This is a genomic window from Clostridium beijerinckii (assembly GCF_018223745.1).
Taxonomy (GTDB): Bacteria; Bacillota; Clostridia; order Clostridiales; family Clostridiaceae; genus Clostridium; species Clostridium beijerinckii.
This window is the reverse complement of record NZ_CP073653.1, coordinates 4,597,682-4,613,836: the sequence shown is the minus strand read 5'-3', so window position 1 is coordinate 4,613,836 and position 16,155 is coordinate 4,597,682. Positions and strand designations below refer to the sequence as shown.

The following is a 16,155-nucleotide window of genomic DNA, read 5'->3' as shown; positions in this document are numbered from 1 at the left end:
GTGCCAGAATCTATTTTTTATAAAGATAAGGAAAGCAGATTTCTTGGATTTAATAAGAAGTTTGAAGATTTTTATAAAAAGAGAGGCGTAAAAGAAATAATAGGCAAAACTGATTTGGAGATATACGGTAACTACAATGAAGCGAAAAAATTCATTGATCAGGATAATAAAATCATGGTAACAAAAAAGGCTACTTATTTTGAGCATAGGATACAAAATGAGAATGGTAGAGAAATAATTGAAGAGAATGTTAAAATACCTGTTGTAGATAAAGATGGACAAGTATGGGGATTGGTAGGGTTATCTAGAGATATAACGGAAAGAAAGATCTTAGAGGAAAGATTACGATATTTAAGTGAAATAGATATTCTCACAGGCTTATATAATAGATATAGTTTTGAAGAAAAGATTAAAGAATTAAACCATGAGCAATATTTGCCATTAGGAATAATAATGGGAGATGTAAACGGGCTTAAAATAGTAAATGATACTTTAGGACATCTAGAAGGAGATAATTTACTTAGAAGTATAGCTGGAGTTCTTAAAGAGATATGTCATCCTAATGGATATGTATTTAGATGGGGCGGAGATGAATTCATAATTCTTATACCTAATTGTGATGAATCAAAATGTGAAAAAGTTATTAGAAAAATCACAAAAAAATGCGAACAATCAGATTATAAATTTATGCAATTAAGCATTGCATTAGGTGAGGGAATAAAATATTCATTACAGGAAGATATATACGATTGCATAAACAAGGTAGAAGAAAAAGTATATCGACAAAAATTATTAGAAAAGAAAAGTATTAGAAGCTCAATTATGGATTCGTTGAAAAAAAGTCTAGAAGAGAAAAATATGGAAACAAATGAACATACTGAAAGAGTAACAAAATATGCTTTAGAAATAGGAAAAAAATTGAGGTTAAAAATTTCAGAACTAGATGAGTTAGCATTAGTTGCAAGTTTACATGATATAGGTAAAATAGGTGTTAATGAAGATATATTATTAAAGCCAGGAAAGTTGACAAAAGAAGAATTTGAAATAATGAAAACTCATACAGAAAAAGGATACAGAATTATAAATGCATCGAGCGAGCTTGGAAATGTTGCTAAATGTGTATTAACACATCATGAGAAATGGGATGGAAATGGGTATCCTTTAGGATTAGTTGGAGAAGAAATTCCTTTAATGGCGAGAATAATTAATGTAGCGGATTCTTATGATGTTATGACTAATGACAGAGTGTATAAGAAGGCTATAGGCAAAGAAGAAGCTATAAAAGAGTTAAAAAGGTGCTCTGGGACTCAATTTGATCCACAAATAGTAAAATGTTTTACTGATTATTTAAAAAATAAGATTCCATATTAATTATAATTACCTATGATTGGATAATGTTAATTTTACTGAAAATAATAAATTAGATTTAATTAAGTAAAAAGCTTTTAGAATATAAGAATGAAATATGATTTAGAGGATATTTAGAGAAAATATATCCTCTAAGTCATATTTTTTTATTTTTTGAGAATCAAAACTTTATAAAAATACAAGTGTGATGTAGGTTAGGAATAATGATATTTTAATATTTATTAATAAGAGAAAAGATTTAAATTTTGAGTTATTGGGAAATAATTACTAATATATTTATTTAAGTGTATAATGCTTATCTTTAAGCCGATTATACCAAATATTAAAATGCTGATATATATTACAAAAATAATTCTTCATGATAATTCTAAGAATATTACGAGAATTTTAGACGTAATGGTGAATTATGAAATGTATACTATGAATTGAAATATATATAGTTTTATAGAAGTATTTAAAATAGAGGTATTAAATGTTACTAAGCTTATATTAAATCTAGGAGGGAACAATATGTATAATAGAGCTAAAAAAGAAGATATAGATGACTTATTTATTAAATCAGGAAAACATTTCATAAAAGAAAGAGTTATAGGAAAACCGGTTATTTTAGAAGAAGTAATTCTTATACCTATTATAAGTGTTATGGTTAGTTGCGGAATAGTGGGAGAAAAATGTGATGGTTTCAAAGGAATGAAAGGTGTAGACATTGGCGAATGTATAGGGGTAAGTGTATCTCTAGATGCAATTTTAATAATTAGAGATGGTGAAACTACTATAATGAAACTAAGGGGACTAAATGATCTAGATGATATACTTAGCTGTATTCCTGACAGAGTTGGGAAATTTAATATTAATAAGGAAAATATAAAGGAAGAGATAAATCTTAGTTCATAAATAGGTATCGTATAGAACTAATTGATGAAATGCTATAAAGTATATTACATAAATATTTATTTAACCTAAAGGTTGGGAGGAAATAAAAGGGTTTGGATATATCTATTTCATTCGGTTATGAAACTAAATGTCATGAAGATGAAATGATTCAAGAAATATTCATAAAAGCAGAGGATTATATGTATAAGAGAAAGCTTTTTGAAAGTTCAAATATGAGAGGTAAAACTATTGATACAATAATAAACACTCTTAATGAGAAAAATAAAAGGGAAGAGCAACATTCTGTGAGAGTTGCTAATCTGTGTGAACTTATGGGAAAGAATATTGGAGTACCTAAAAGGAAAATCCAAGAATTAAAAAATGCCGGATTGCTACATGATATAGGTAAAATAGCAATAGAGGAAAATATTCTTGATAAGCCAGAGAGACTTACAGAGGATGAGTATAATGAAATCAAACGTCATCCAGAAATAGGGTATAGGATATTAAGTACAGTAAATGAAATGTCAGAAATTGCAAAGTATGTACTTTCTCATCATGAAATGTGGAATGGAGAAGGATATCCAAAAGGCATTAAGGATATAGATATACCTTTTGAATCTAGAATTATATCTATAGTAGATGCATATGATGCTATGACTAGTGAGCGTCCTTATAGAAAAGCATTAACAGAAGAATTTGCTATAGAGGAATTAAAAAGAAATTCGGGAATTCAATTTGATCCTGAATTAGTAAATTTATTTATTGAACAAATAACAAAAAAATAAGCCCTGTAAGAAATATGTAAACCGAATTCAATAAATTAAGATAATAATAATCAAATTATAATATATAGTATAATCATTTAATAGGCTGTCGATAAAATCGACAGCCTATTAATTTTGGAATAGTATTTTCACTGATATATTTAAATTTATAAAATTATTTTTTTATTCCAGTGTATATAAAAATAGCATCTCTTAAAAAAGCGGCCAGGCCAGATTGATCCTTATCATAATAGGCAGTAAATCGTTCATCATCAACATACATTTTGGCAAGACCTGCATGGGCTTCCTTTGAGTACTCGCTCCAAGAATAAGCTAGCCATTGGCGGTGTAAATCAGCAGCTTTTTGTGCAGGCTCGCTTGAAGGATCATTAGTTTTAAAAGCATCCTTTAGTGTATCCATAAGTTTAATAACTAACTTTTCGAATTCTTCATATTGTTCTTTACTCATACTTTGAAATTTTTTATTTGATTTATTTATAATATCATTACCATATTTGGAACGTATTTCATTACCATATTTATTTTCATTTTCATCTATCATCTTTTGTTTAAAACCTTCAAATTTTTCTTTATCACTCATTATAATTCTCCCTTCTGATGAAGCTAGCGTTTTATCAACATTAGCTATTAATATATCTAGTTGTTTGCGTTTTGTAAGAAGCTTTTCGCGATGCTCTTTGAGTGCACTGGTATTATTGAAATCTGGTGATAACAACATACTTTTTATACTTTCAAGATCTACTCCTAATTCCTTGTAAAATAATATTTGCTGTAACCTGTCTATTTCTTTTTGGCTATAAATCCGATATCCAGATGAATTAATTCTTGCCGGCTTAAGAATCCCTATCTCATCGTAATATCTAAGCGTTCTTGTGCTGATACCAGCCAGTTTGCTTAGTTTTTGCACTGTATATTCCATGTGATTGCCTCCTTACAAGATTAATTTACACCTTTACGTAGCGTTAATGTCAATAGTATTATTTGTAATTGTTTTAATAAAAAATAATATTGTACAAATTAATTTTTGGAATTTAGTGAAAAATACAAAAAATAAGTGCAAAAATGGGTAAATTATGTTAAAATTTTAATAAGAATTATTAGTTGATTACAAATATCAACAAAGGGGGAAAGCGGTGTGAGATGGTTTAATAATTTAAAAATAAAATATAAATTACAGATCAGTTTCTTTATAATATCTATATTTATTGCAGTAGTTGGAGTTATAGGAATACTTAGTGTAAGTAAAATAAATTCTAATTCTAATGCGTTATATGAAAAAGATTTCCAAGTGCTAAAAAATCTACAAGATTTTAACTCAAATACATTACATTCTAGATTAGAAATTTTGAATTTATTAAACAGTAAGGATTTTAGTAAAGTTAGCCAGACAATAAGTAATATAGATGGTTATAGAGATAAAAACAATGAGATCCTTAAAATATATGAACAATCAGATATGAATGAAGACGAAAATAAAATATATAAAGAAATAAAAAGTGATTTAACAGATTATAGGAATTCATCTGATAAAATAATAAGTCTAGCAAGTGATGGAAAGTACGACGAAGCTATGAGTGTTAGCAAAGAAAGCGCAAACATAAGAGAGAAGTTAACTAATAATATTGATAAATTAGTTAAAATTACTGAACAAAAAGCATCAGATAAAAGCTTATCTAATAATAAGGTCAATAATAAATCTTTTTATATAATGGTAACAACAATTATTTTAGGTTTTATTACTGCAGTTTTATTAGGTGTTATAATTGCTACACTCATATCAAATAATTTAAAAAAAGTATTATTATATGCACAGCACTTAGAAGAAGGAGATTTAACTCAGGAAATAGAGATAAGCTCTAAGGATGAAATTGGCAGTATGGCAAGAGCCTTAAATAAAGCTAATGAAAACATAAGAAGATTAATAAGCGTAATAATAGATGGATCCAATGATATAAGTTCATCAGGAGAAGAACTATCGGCTACAACACATGATGTTTCTTCTAAGATGAATGATATAAATGAATCAATTGAACAAATATCTAAAGGAGCCCAAGATCTGAGTGCTATAACAGAAGAAGTAAGTGCATCAGCAGAAGAAATTGGAGCGACAACAAATGAACTCGCTAATAGAGCAAATGATGCGGCTGTTTCAGTAGGGGAAATAAAGAATCGCTCTCTTGAAATAAAGAGAAAAGCTTCAGAAAATATAGAACAAGGAAACAGTATTTATGAGGAAAAGAAAGCAAATATTATAAAAGCCATAGAAGATGGTAAAGTAGTGAATGAGGTAAAATTGATGGCTAATGCTATAGGGGATATAGCATCACAAACTAATTTACTTGCACTTAATGCGGCAATTGAAGCAGCAAGAGCTGGTGAAAACGGAAAAGGATTTGCTGTGGTTGCAGACGAGGTAAGAAAACTTGCAGAACAATCATCAGAGGCAGTTTCAAGTATACAAGGTATGGTTTTACAGGTGCAGGCTGCATTCGAAAATTTATCTCAAAGTGGAGAAGATATACTTAACTATATAGCTCAAAATGTAAAGCCAAGCTATGAATTACTTATGAATACTGGCATTCAATATGAAAAAGACGCTGAATTTGTTAATGAAATGACTGAAGAATTTGCATCTTCATCTAATCAGATAAATGAAGTTATAGAACAAATAAATCAAGCTATGCAAACTGTATCTGCGACAGCAGAAGAGTCGGGTGCAGGTTCAGAAGAAGTACTGAATAGTATTAATGAAATAACATTAGCTGTTAGTGATATTGCCAAATCTTCGCAAAGTCAAGCCGAACTATCTCAAAAGCTTAATGATATTGTTTTAAAATTTAAGATATAATAAGATTTTGATTCTAATATATAATTTAGAATATATGTTGTACTATATCAAAATGATAGTTTTAGGCTATTATGTGAGAAAGACATTTTACAACATATATTCTTTCTTTATTAAATTAATGTATAAGTTTAAAATAAAGTTATAAGAAGAATTTGACAATAAATATTCTTTGCATTAAAATATTTTCTAGAAAAAATAACAGGAGGTAATATCATGATAAAAGAAAATGGTAACATATCAATTGACACAGAAAACATATTTCCTATTATTAAAAAATGGCTATACTCTGATAAGGATATATTTATCAGAGAAGTTATAAGTAATGCATGCGATGCAATTAGTAAATTTCAAAGATTAGTTTCCCTAGGAGAAGCAACAACAAACGGAGACGAGCAATACAAAGTTGTTGTATCAATAAATAAGGAAAAGAAGACTCTTAAATTCATAGACAATGGTATTGGTATGACAGAGGAAGAGGTTAAAAAATATATAAATCAGGTTGCGTTTTCTGGAGCAACGGATTTTATGGAAAAATATAAAGATAAAATGGATGAAGGTAAGGATATAATTGGTCACTTCGGGCTTGGATTTTATTCAACTTTCATGGTATCTACTAAGGTAGAAATAGATACACTATCATTTAGAGAAGGCGCTGAAGCCGTTAAGTGGGAATGTACAGGTGGAACAGAATATGAAATTGGATCTTCTAGCGAAAGAACAACAAGGGGTACAACAGTAACACTATATATAGATGATGAAAGCTCAGAATTCTTGGAAGAATATAAGGTAAGAGAAATAATCAAGAAATACTGTTCTTTCTTACCTACAGAAATATATTTAGAAGATGAAAATAAGCCAAAAGAAGAACCTAAATATGAAACGAAGAAGAAAGAAGATGGAACTGAATATCAAGAATTAGTGGAACCAGAAGCACCAAAGCCATTAAACGATACAAATCCATTATGGGTTAAAGCGCCTAAGGATTGTACAGATGAGGAATATAAGGATTTCTATAGAAAAGTATTTATGGATTTCAATGAGCCATTGTTCTGGATTCATTTAAATGTAGATTATCCGTTTAATTTAAAAGGAATATTATATTTCCCTAAATTAACTCATGAATTTGAAGCAACAGAAGGTCAAGTTAAGTTATATAATAACCAAGTCTTCGTTGCAGATAACATTAAAGAAGTAATACCTGAATTCTTATTACTTTTAAAAGGTACTATTGATTGCCCAGACCTACCTTTAAATGTATCAAGAAGTTTCCTTCAAAATGATAAGGAAGTTTCAAAAATATCTAATCATATAGTTAAAAAGGTAGCAGATAAATTAGTTGACCTGTTTAAAAATAGCAGAGAAGAATTTAATAAATTCTGGCCAGATATACAAATATTCATTAAATACGGCTGCCTAAGAGATCAAAAATTCTATGATAAGATAAAGGAAATAATAATCTTTAAGAATTTAAAGGGTGAATTCGTAACATTAAAGGATTATCTTGAAGCCAATAAAGAAAAGCATGAAAACAAAGTATTTTATGCTAATGATGAAAAACAACAATCTCAATATATAAAGATGTTTAAAGAGAATGATTTAGATGCTGTTATATTAGATTGCTCACTAGATGATCACTTTATTTCGTTCTTGGAAATGCATGAATCAGGAATTAAATTCAAGAGAATTGATTCTGATATTTCAGATACATTAGGAAGTAAAGAAGATGAAAATGATGAGACTATAAAAGCTTTAAATAAGGAAATAGAGGATCTATTTAAGACTGCACTAGGAGACAAAATCAAGAATTTATCTATTGAAGGATTGAAGAATGAAGAAATTCCGGCACTTATTTTAGTTTCAGAAGAGTCAAGAAGAATGGCTCAAATGAGTAAGATGTATGCAAAATCAGGAATGAGCTTCCCAGGTATGTTCGATGAAGAAAAAACTTTAGTTATAAACAATAAGAGTGCAATAATTAAGAAGCTTCTAGAAGTTTCTAAGAATGAAAGCAAAAAGGAAGATGTTAAATTTATCTGTGAGCATATTTTAGATTTAGCTAAAATTGCAAATAAGGAATTAGATGCAGCTGAAATGGATGAATTTATAAAGAGAAATAATATGCTTTTAAATAAAGTAGTTGCTCTTTAAGATATCGTTAATAAAGTTTCAAGTTTAAGTGCTTGGAACTTTATTTTTCTTTGGGAAATTATTAATTAAGTTAAATCTGCTGATAACTTTTGAAAGTATTGGAAATACACAGTCTACGAAACAGATTTTTATGTGAAGTTTAGTATAATTTTAACAGTAAAGGTTAAATTTGAAATGAAATTTTAAGTATGATAAAATATTCTAATGTAGTTTTCACATACATTTGCTTAAATGAAGGGATATTTATATATGAAAAATGAAATTTTTAGACCTAAACTATTATATAGAAAGCGCATTAATAAGCTATTGCAAGAAATTTTTCGAATACCTATATATTTTATATCAGCATCTATGGGCTACGGAAAATCCATTGCAGTTAGAAATTTTATAGAGAAGAATAAACGAGTGCAAACAATTTGGCTTGATATAACAAACGATGAAATTGATGATATGTGGATATGGAAAAAATTTTGTGATTTAATTAAAAATATCAATTTTAAGTTAGGTGAAATGTTATATGCCTACGGGGTTCCTAATAATAATAAAGATGTTTATAAGATAATAGATATAATTAGAAATGAGATAAGGCAAGAAACCATCATTATTATTGATGACTGGGATGATGAAAAAATAGTTTATATTAATCATTTAATAAAAGCTATAATATTGGAAGATATAAGTAATTTACACATAGTTATAATAAGTAGAAAAAAGCCGGCAAATGAGTATATAGAACTTGAGCTAAAGCAAAAATGTATGATAATGCGTCAGGAGGATATTGCATTCACCTTTGATGAAACGATAAATTTCTTTAAGATTAATGGAATAATATTGACAGAAGTAGAAGAAAAAGAACTATACGAATATACTGGTGGATGGACTTCAGCTATGTATCTTGCGTTAATTCAATATTACAGTCAAAATACATTTGATAATATACCAAAAGCAACAGAGTTAATTAAAATAGCTGTATATGATAAATTTGATGAAGTTACCAAGCAGATTTTATTAAAACTCGCATTGGTTGAGAATTTCACGATCGAACAAGCCATGTATATTACTGAAGATGAAAGATCCAAGGAGGTAATTAGAAGAGTATGTTCCAATAATTGCTTTATAAGATACGATAAGAAGGAAAAAATATATAGACTACATTCAATCCTTAAAAATGCATTAGAAGAAGAATTAGCATTATCAAATGTAGATTTAATGAAAGTAAATAACATTTGTGGTGATTGGTATGCTAAAAATTTTAATGACATATATGCAATGGAATACTATTATAAGGCTAAGAATTACGAACGTATACTAGATTTAATAGAGAGAAATTATACAATAGATCTTACTAATTTATATAAAGAAATTATAAAACCAGTTTTTAATGAGCTTACTATCAGTGAGAAGATAAAAAGGCCTATAGCTTATTTAACTTATTTATTTTTTTATATTCTTTACGGAAATAGAATAGCTGGTGCTAAGTTATTGTATGAGGCTAAAGCTATCTATATAGAAGATAAAAATCTTAAAGATAAAAATCAAATACTAGGTGAAATCGCATTTTTGGAGAGCATATTAGTCTTTTATAATGTTAGGAGAATGATAGAGTACCATAAAAAGGCCTACGAGCTCTTTAAAGGAGGGGGGTCGAGAATAGCAAATAATAAAATGCCGGCAACTTTTGGATCACCTCATTTTTTATACTTATTTCACAGAAAAGTAGGAAATTTGAAAGAGTTAGTGGAATTTTTTCAACAAGGAATAAATTATTTTATTCATATATCAAATGGTGGAGCAGCAGGTGCAAATTACCTTATGATGGCTGAATATTTTTATGAAACAGGAGATTCTAAAAATGGAGAATTGTTTGCATATAAGGCATTTCATAAAGCTAAAACAAAAAAACAGACAAGCATAATAATTTGTTCATTATTTCTGTTAACAAGGATTTGTGTGAATAAAAATTATAAAAATGAGGTTAAAAATAATTTTTATAATCTGATTAAAGAGTATGAAAATCTTAATATTCCAATCTTTCTTAACGGTTCACAGATAGCTATAGGATATATTGATGGAATCACTGGTAATTTAGAAAATTTAAATAAGTGGATTAAAAATATAGAAAGTCATGAATCAAAAAATATTATGCCTGTTATAGGAATGAACCATGTTATCACAGGTTTAGCGATGATACTTAAGGGGAGTTACATAGGGGCTGCTCCAAATTGGCTTAAGTGTTTGGAATAGTATTATGTATGATATTTTATGGAATACTAAGTGCATAGATATTTTAAATATAGGGTAAAAACCCTTGCACTTAGGAGTGAATTTATATGTATTCAATTGATAACCAATTAAAAATAGAAGATTTTATATTTCCATACGGAGAATTAGATAAAAATAATAGGTGGGTTAAATTAGCGTCAATAATACCATGGCATGAATTTGAAGAAACATATGCTAAACAATTCATTAATAATGGTCGTCCATCAAAACCATTTCGAATTGTATTAGGAAGCTTAATAATAAAGCAAAAACTTAATTGTTCCGATCGTGAAACGGTATCTGCTATCGCCGAAAATCCTTACCTTCAATATTTTATTGGTTTGAAAGAATTCCAAAATTCCGCACCATTTGGAGCGTCTTCAATGGTTGAATTTCGAAAAAGAATTGATGATGATATGATTATTGAAATGAATAATACTATTCTTAAAGATACTACTAAAAATAATGATGATAAAGATAAGCATGACGATAATGATGATGGAAATGATTCAGATCAATCTAATCAAGGCACTATCATTATTGATGCAACATGTACTCCAGCCGATATAACTTATCCACAAGATTTAAATCTTTTAAATTCTGCAAGAGAAAAACTTGAAGGATATATTGATCAATTGCATAATCCTTCTGAATCTAAAAAGCCTAGAACTTATAGGAAAATTGCGCGTAAGGATTTTCTAAATGTTTCAAAGGCCAGAAAGAAAAATTCTAAAAAGATGCGCAAAGCTATAAGGAAACAATTAAATTATATTGCTAGAGATATTGGATATGTAGTAAATTTTATTGCGAATGGAAAAAAGCTTAATAGTCGACAATCAGAAGAATATGAAGTGATTTTACAGTTATATCATCAACAAAAATATATGTTTGATAATAGAAAACATACAGTAGAAAATAGGATTGTTAGTATCAGTCAACCACATGTTAGACCAATTGTTAGAGGAAAAACTAAAGCTCCTACGGAATTCGGGGCAAAAGTTGAAATAAGTGTTGCTAATGGTTATGTTAGAATGGAAAAGTTGAGTTGGGATGCTTACAACGAATGCGAAAGCTTAATACCTATAACAGAGAGTTATAAAGCAAGAAATGGCTTTTATCCTGAAAGAATATTGGCTGATAAAATTTATAGAAATAGAAAAAACTTAAACTATTGCAAAGAAAATGGAATTAGCATTACCGGCCCTGCTTTAGGCAGACCTAAAAAGAATAAAACTAAAGCTGAAAAAAATCAAGAGTATGTTGATACATGCGAAAGAAATGAAGTTGAGGGAAAGTTTGGTACTGGTAAAACTAGATATGGTTTAGCCAGAATATTTGCAGATTTAAAAGAAACTGCTGAGTGCGTTATTAATATGGCATTTTTTGTAATGAACCTTGATAAAAAATTGAGGGTCATTCTACGCCATTTTACAAATTACTATATTTTGGAATACTACATATAAATATAGGGGGTTTTAAAGCACCCCCTACATAGAGTTAGAAATCCAAGTAGAAATTATGTTGGAAGTTTATACGGGTAAAAAAAGTATATTTGGAATAATATATGCATACATATTTGATTCAATCGCAAAGTCCAAGCTATATGGAAGAGAAATTGCAAAAAAGTCCCTGCTAAAAGCCATTGAACTAGCAGAAAAAGACCACATTGTAATGTGTTTTGTTGAATTAGCCCCACATATATTACCATTACTCGAATCTATTAAAAATGAAAGTGCGTATGTAAAATGTTTAATCCCAAAGTGCAAAGAATATAATCAGATATATCTAAAAAGATATTGTAATTTAGAAAAAATAGAGTTGACTCCAAGGGAGATTGAGATAATGAAATTGGTATATCATGGATATAAGCAATCTGAGATTTCAGATAAACTAAATATTGCTTTAGTTACTGTGAAAAAACATATTGCATCTGTTTATTGCAAGTTAAATGTGAGAAACAAAACAATAGCAATTAATCAATTGAAAGAAAAAGGTATAATATAAAATGATACAAATTAAATCAAAATTATACTTTAGTATAATACACAAATCATTTATATGTATGTATAATCATCTCATGAGATATTAATAATACTTTAAAACTGAATAGAGTTATAAAAGCCAGCAATTTTTAATATTTTATTTATTGAGTGTTGGCTATTTTTATTATAGATTGCTAATTGAAGGATGGGGGAAAAGAGAGATGATCACAGATTTTGGTAAGATAGCAAGGGAACTTTTTAATTTGGTTGGATCAGAAGAAAATATTTTGTGTGTAGAAAATTGCATGACTAGATTAAGATTGAGATTAAAGGACACTAAAAAAGTGGATGTTGGAATTTTAAAAAAGATAGAAAGTGTACGTGGCATTGTAGAGACAAGGGAACAATTTCAAATTATTATTGATGGTACTGCTGCAAGAATATTAATTAGTGAGTTTATTAATATATATAAGACAAGAAAGTAATATTGTGGTAGCAGTTTGAAGATATAGTGATTTAAATAAAAAAATATGGAACAACCTCTAGCTAAGAACCTTTGACAGTTTATTTAGTATTTCTATTTATAATTTCATATAAACAGAAATATAAATAAAAAGAGGGCCAGCAAATCTTTTATACTTTAGTATATTATGATATAATAGCTAAGGATATATTTAAAATGGAGGATTTTGTAATGAAACATATAAAAACTATAAACAAAACAAACATTAAAAATAGTTTATGTAAGCCAGGATGCAAAGAATGTGCAAACTCATGTCAATCAGCTTGTAAGACATCTTGCACAGTTGCAAACTTAGAATGTGAAAACTAATAATCTTCAAGCAGTAACTATATAGTTACTGCTTACTTTATATGTTTAGGAGGAAAAAGAATTGTCTTTAATACATAAATTTAAACAAGGCGAAAATTATTTTGTTTTAGATGTGAATACAGGAGCTGTTCATGTTGTAGATGAACTAGTTTATGATATATTAGATGATAGCCAATTAAGAAATAAGAAAGAAATATTACAGGAACTTAAGGGAAAATATAATGAAGAAGAGATTTCAGAGGCTTATGATGAAATTCAAGAGTTAGCTGAAGAAGGAATTTTATATTCAGAAGATCAATATGAAGAAATAGCTCATAGCTCTATGGATGATAGAGATTACATAAAGGCTATTTGTTTAAATGTAATTCATGGATGTAACCTTAGATGTAAGTACTGTTTTGCTGACGAGGGTGAATATCATGGACATGGCGGAGTCATGAGTGCAGACACAGCAAAAAAAGCAATTGATTATGTGATTAAGAGAAGTGGACCAAGAAAAAATATAGAAATAGATTTATTTGGTGGAGAGCCAACTTTAATTATGGACACAATAAAAGAAATAATTAAGTATGCTAGGGATAACGAAGAAAAATGGGGAAAGAGAGTAAGATTTACAATGACCACTAATGCTACTCTATTAACTCCAGATATGATGGATTATATGGATAAAGAAATGGGAAATATAATTCTTTCTTTAGATGGCAGAAAAGAAGTTAATGATAATGTTAGAATTAAGCCAGATAAAAGCGGTTCTTTTGATGATATAGTTCCAAATATAAAAGAAATGATTAAGAGAAGAACTAAAGGAAAAACTTATTATGTAAGAGGAACGTTCACAAGAGAAAATACAGATTTTTATGAAGATGTAATGGCAATGGTTAATGAAGGGTTTAGGGAGTTATCTATAGAACCAGTTGTTTTAGAAAATGGACATCCACTTTCATTAAGAGAAGAAGATATAGATACAATCTTTGAAAACTATGACAAGCTATATGAAGAAATGGCAAGAAGAAAACGAGAAGGAAATGATGAATTTAAATTCTATCATTTTAATATAGACCTTCAAGGTGGACCATGTGTTTACAAGAGAATTTCTGGATGCGGTGCAGGATTTGAATATGTAGCTATAACTCCTCAAGGAGAAGTGTATCCATGCCATCAATTTGTTGGAAAAGAAGAATTTAAGTTAGGAAGTATACACGAAGATACTTATAATGGAGAATTAGCTCAAAAATTTAAGAAAGCACATATATATAATAAGCCTAAATGTAGGGAGTGCTGGGCAAAATTCTACTGTAGTGGTGGATGCCAAGCTAACAATTTTAATTTTAATGGGGACATGAACATTCCTTATGAAATTGGATGCAAGATGCAAAAGAAGAGAATTGAATGTGCAATTGCGCTAAAAGCTGAAGAAAATTAATGTTTATATAATAATATACTAAAAAGAAGGGGAACTCCATTGCCTTTGCTACTGAGAGAATCTTATTTGGGACATATTGATAAAAGCTTTAACAATCTATACTTGTTTCTTAAATTAATTAAAATAAGTATAGATGAAATAGCTTCCACTTAGTAATTTCCATAGATGATTTTTTTATCGAGCACTTCGCAAGAGGAGGTCTCTTTTTATATAATAAAATTGATATAATAACATTTTAAATGCACATTTTGGAATTAAATATAGTATATATTGCAATTGAAGCTCACAGCGTTTCGGTTCTAACTGAGAAATTTTTATAAATAAGATTTTTAATGTAAATCTACTATTGCAATGTATAAGAATGTAAGGAGAATAGATACTTGGAAGAATACATTTTGGAAAATGATTTGAGATTAATTTATAAACATACAGATTCAGAACTATCATCAATTTGTATTTCTTTAAATGCAGGAGCTGGAGTTGAGAATGAAAAGTTTGGAGTAGCTCATGCAACTGAGCATATGGTTTATAAAGGAACAAAAAATAGAACTGAGAGAGAAATAAATGAAGAGCTAAGTAACATTTTTGGATTTAATAATGCTATGACAAACTATCCATATGTAATCTATTATGGGACTCTGCTCGGAGAAGATTTACAAAAAGGTGTGGAAATTTTAAGTGATATAATAATTAACCCGGAATTTGGAGAAAATGGATTCAAAGAAGAAATGGATGTCATAAAAGAAGAATTGAAAGAATGGGACGAGGATGTAGACCAGTATTGCGAGGATAATTTGTTTTTTAACTGCTTCAATAATAGAAGAATAAAGTATCCTATAATAGGAACATTTGATGATCTTGAGAATATAACTTTAGATAATATTAAAGAATTTTATGATAAATATTATTTTCCGGGAAATACTTCAATTGTTATAATTTCATCAGTAAAGTTTGATATAGTTAAGGAAATTATATATAAGTATTTTTTAGTATGGAAGAAAAAGAATATTATTCAAGAAGGTATTAGTGGACCTGGTAATAAAAAATTAATAGAATATGAAAATCCTCAAAAGGGAACTTATAGCAATGTAAGAGATGGAATAAGGGCCTGTAAAGTTGAAATGATATTTCCAATTGATGATTTGAGTGAAAAAGAAATTAAGGCACTTAGAATTTTCAATCAATATTTTGGAGATGGGGTTAATTCAATTCTCTATGATGTTTTAAGAACTCAAAATGGTTTAGTATATGATGTACTTACTAAAATTTCAAATGAGAATTATATAAAACTATATAAAATCACATTTAGTACATCAGAAGAAAATGTAAATAAAGCTATATCTTTAATAGAAGGATGCATAGCAAAGTTAGATTTATTGCAAAAGAAACTTGATAATGATCAGATAGAACGTTTAATTAAGAGTTTTAAATTAAAAAGATTATTTAGAGAAGAGCAGAGTATAATACTGGCCAAAGAGCTTGCTACATATGACTGCATGTTTGGAGATTATAAAATCTATATTAATGAGATTAAAGGAATGGAGTTACTAACAAAAGAAATGATTTTTCAAGTAGGTAGGAAAGTACTGAAGAATTTTACAACACAGATAATTGAGAGAGCATAAAAGGAG

12 protein-coding genes and 1 pseudogene are annotated in these 16,155 nt (G+C 28.5%); 12 read left to right on the top strand and 1 reads right to left on the bottom strand.

Going from position 1 to position 16,155, the window contains the following annotated elements:
* The 3 genes and pseudogenes from KEC93_RS20860 to KEC93_RS20850 form a co-directional block, all read left to right on the top strand.
* Nucleotides 1-1,371 carry a sensor domain-containing diguanylate cyclase/phosphohydrolase gene (locus tag KEC93_RS20860; protein ID WP_238892972.1) on the top strand — a complete coding sequence of 457 codons (1,371 nt, stop codon included), beginning with the start codon at nt 1-3 and terminating at the stop codon, nt 1,369-1,371.
* A 507-nt stretch (nt 1,372-1,878) separates the two neighbouring features.
* Nucleotides 1,879-2,262 (top strand): GerW family sporulation protein, encoded by a 384-nt coding sequence (locus tag KEC93_RS20855; protein WP_077869968.1) that lies wholly within the window; start codon nt 1,879-1,881, stop codon nt 2,260-2,262.
* Nucleotides 2,263-2,348: 86 nt separating this feature from the next.
* Nucleotides 2,349-3,029 (top strand): annotated as a pseudogene (locus KEC93_RS20850) (HD-GYP domain-containing protein); the annotation flags it as partial.
* 154 nt (nt 3,030-3,183) lie between these two features.
* Here the strand turns inward: KEC93_RS20850 and KEC93_RS20845 are convergent.
* Nucleotides 3,184-3,948: a MerR family transcriptional regulator gene (locus KEC93_RS20845; protein WP_077869970.1), complete on the bottom strand. Its 765-nt coding sequence runs from the start codon at nt 3,946-3,948 to the stop codon at nt 3,184-3,186.
* A 216-nt stretch (nt 3,949-4,164) separates the two neighbouring features.
* Here KEC93_RS20845 and KEC93_RS20840 point away from each other — a divergent pair, with 216 nt between their 5' ends.
* From KEC93_RS20840 to KEC93_RS20800, 9 genes are all read left to right on the top strand, one after another.
* Nucleotides 4,165-5,877 (top strand): methyl-accepting chemotaxis protein, encoded by a 1,713-nt coding sequence (locus KEC93_RS20840; RefSeq protein ID WP_077869971.1) that lies wholly within the window; start codon nt 4,165-4,167, stop codon nt 5,875-5,877.
* Between the two features lie 213 nt (nt 5,878-6,090).
* Nucleotides 6,091-8,025, top strand: coding sequence for a molecular chaperone HtpG (gene htpG, locus KEC93_RS20835; RefSeq protein ID WP_041899293.1), 1,935 nt, complete (start codon nt 6,091-6,093; stop codon nt 8,023-8,025).
* A 249-nt stretch (nt 8,026-8,274) separates the two neighbouring features.
* Nucleotides 8,275-10,269, top strand: a complete 1,995-nt coding sequence (locus tag KEC93_RS20830) for a winged helix-turn-helix domain-containing protein (RefSeq protein WP_173696072.1) — start codon at nt 8,275-8,277, stop codon at nt 10,267-10,269.
* An 86-nt stretch (nt 10,270-10,355) separates the two neighbouring features.
* Nucleotides 10,356-11,750, top strand: a complete 1,395-nt coding sequence (locus tag KEC93_RS20825; RefSeq protein ID WP_111944659.1) for an IS5 family transposase — start codon at nt 10,356-10,358, stop codon at nt 11,748-11,750.
* 55 nt (nt 11,751-11,805) lie between these two features.
* A complete protein-coding gene (locus KEC93_RS20820; protein WP_238893174.1) occupies nt 11,806-12,291 on the top strand; it encodes a response regulator transcription factor in 486 nt (161 codons plus the stop codon).
* A gap of 199 nt (nt 12,292-12,490) precedes the next feature.
* Nucleotides 12,491-12,754, top strand: a complete 264-nt coding sequence (locus KEC93_RS20815; RefSeq protein WP_012060315.1) for a PTS sugar transporter subunit IIB — start codon at nt 12,491-12,493, stop codon at nt 12,752-12,754.
* Between the two features lie 209 nt (nt 12,755-12,963).
* Nucleotides 12,964-13,101: a six-cysteine ranthipeptide SCIFF gene (gene scfA, locus KEC93_RS20810; RefSeq protein ID WP_003371542.1), complete on the top strand. Its 138-nt coding sequence runs from the start codon at nt 12,964-12,966 to the stop codon at nt 13,099-13,101.
* 61 nt (nt 13,102-13,162) lie between these two features.
* Nucleotides 13,163-14,524 (top strand): thioether cross-link-forming SCIFF peptide maturase, encoded by a 1,362-nt coding sequence (gene scfB / locus KEC93_RS20805; protein ID WP_039768325.1) that lies wholly within the window; start codon nt 13,163-13,165, stop codon nt 14,522-14,524.
* 380 nt (nt 14,525-14,904) lie between these two features.
* Nucleotides 14,905-16,149 (top strand): M16 family metallopeptidase, encoded by a 1,245-nt coding sequence (locus KEC93_RS20800; protein ID WP_077869554.1) that lies wholly within the window; start codon nt 14,905-14,907, stop codon nt 16,147-16,149.
* The last annotated feature ends 6 nt before the right edge of the window (nt 16,150-16,155 follow it).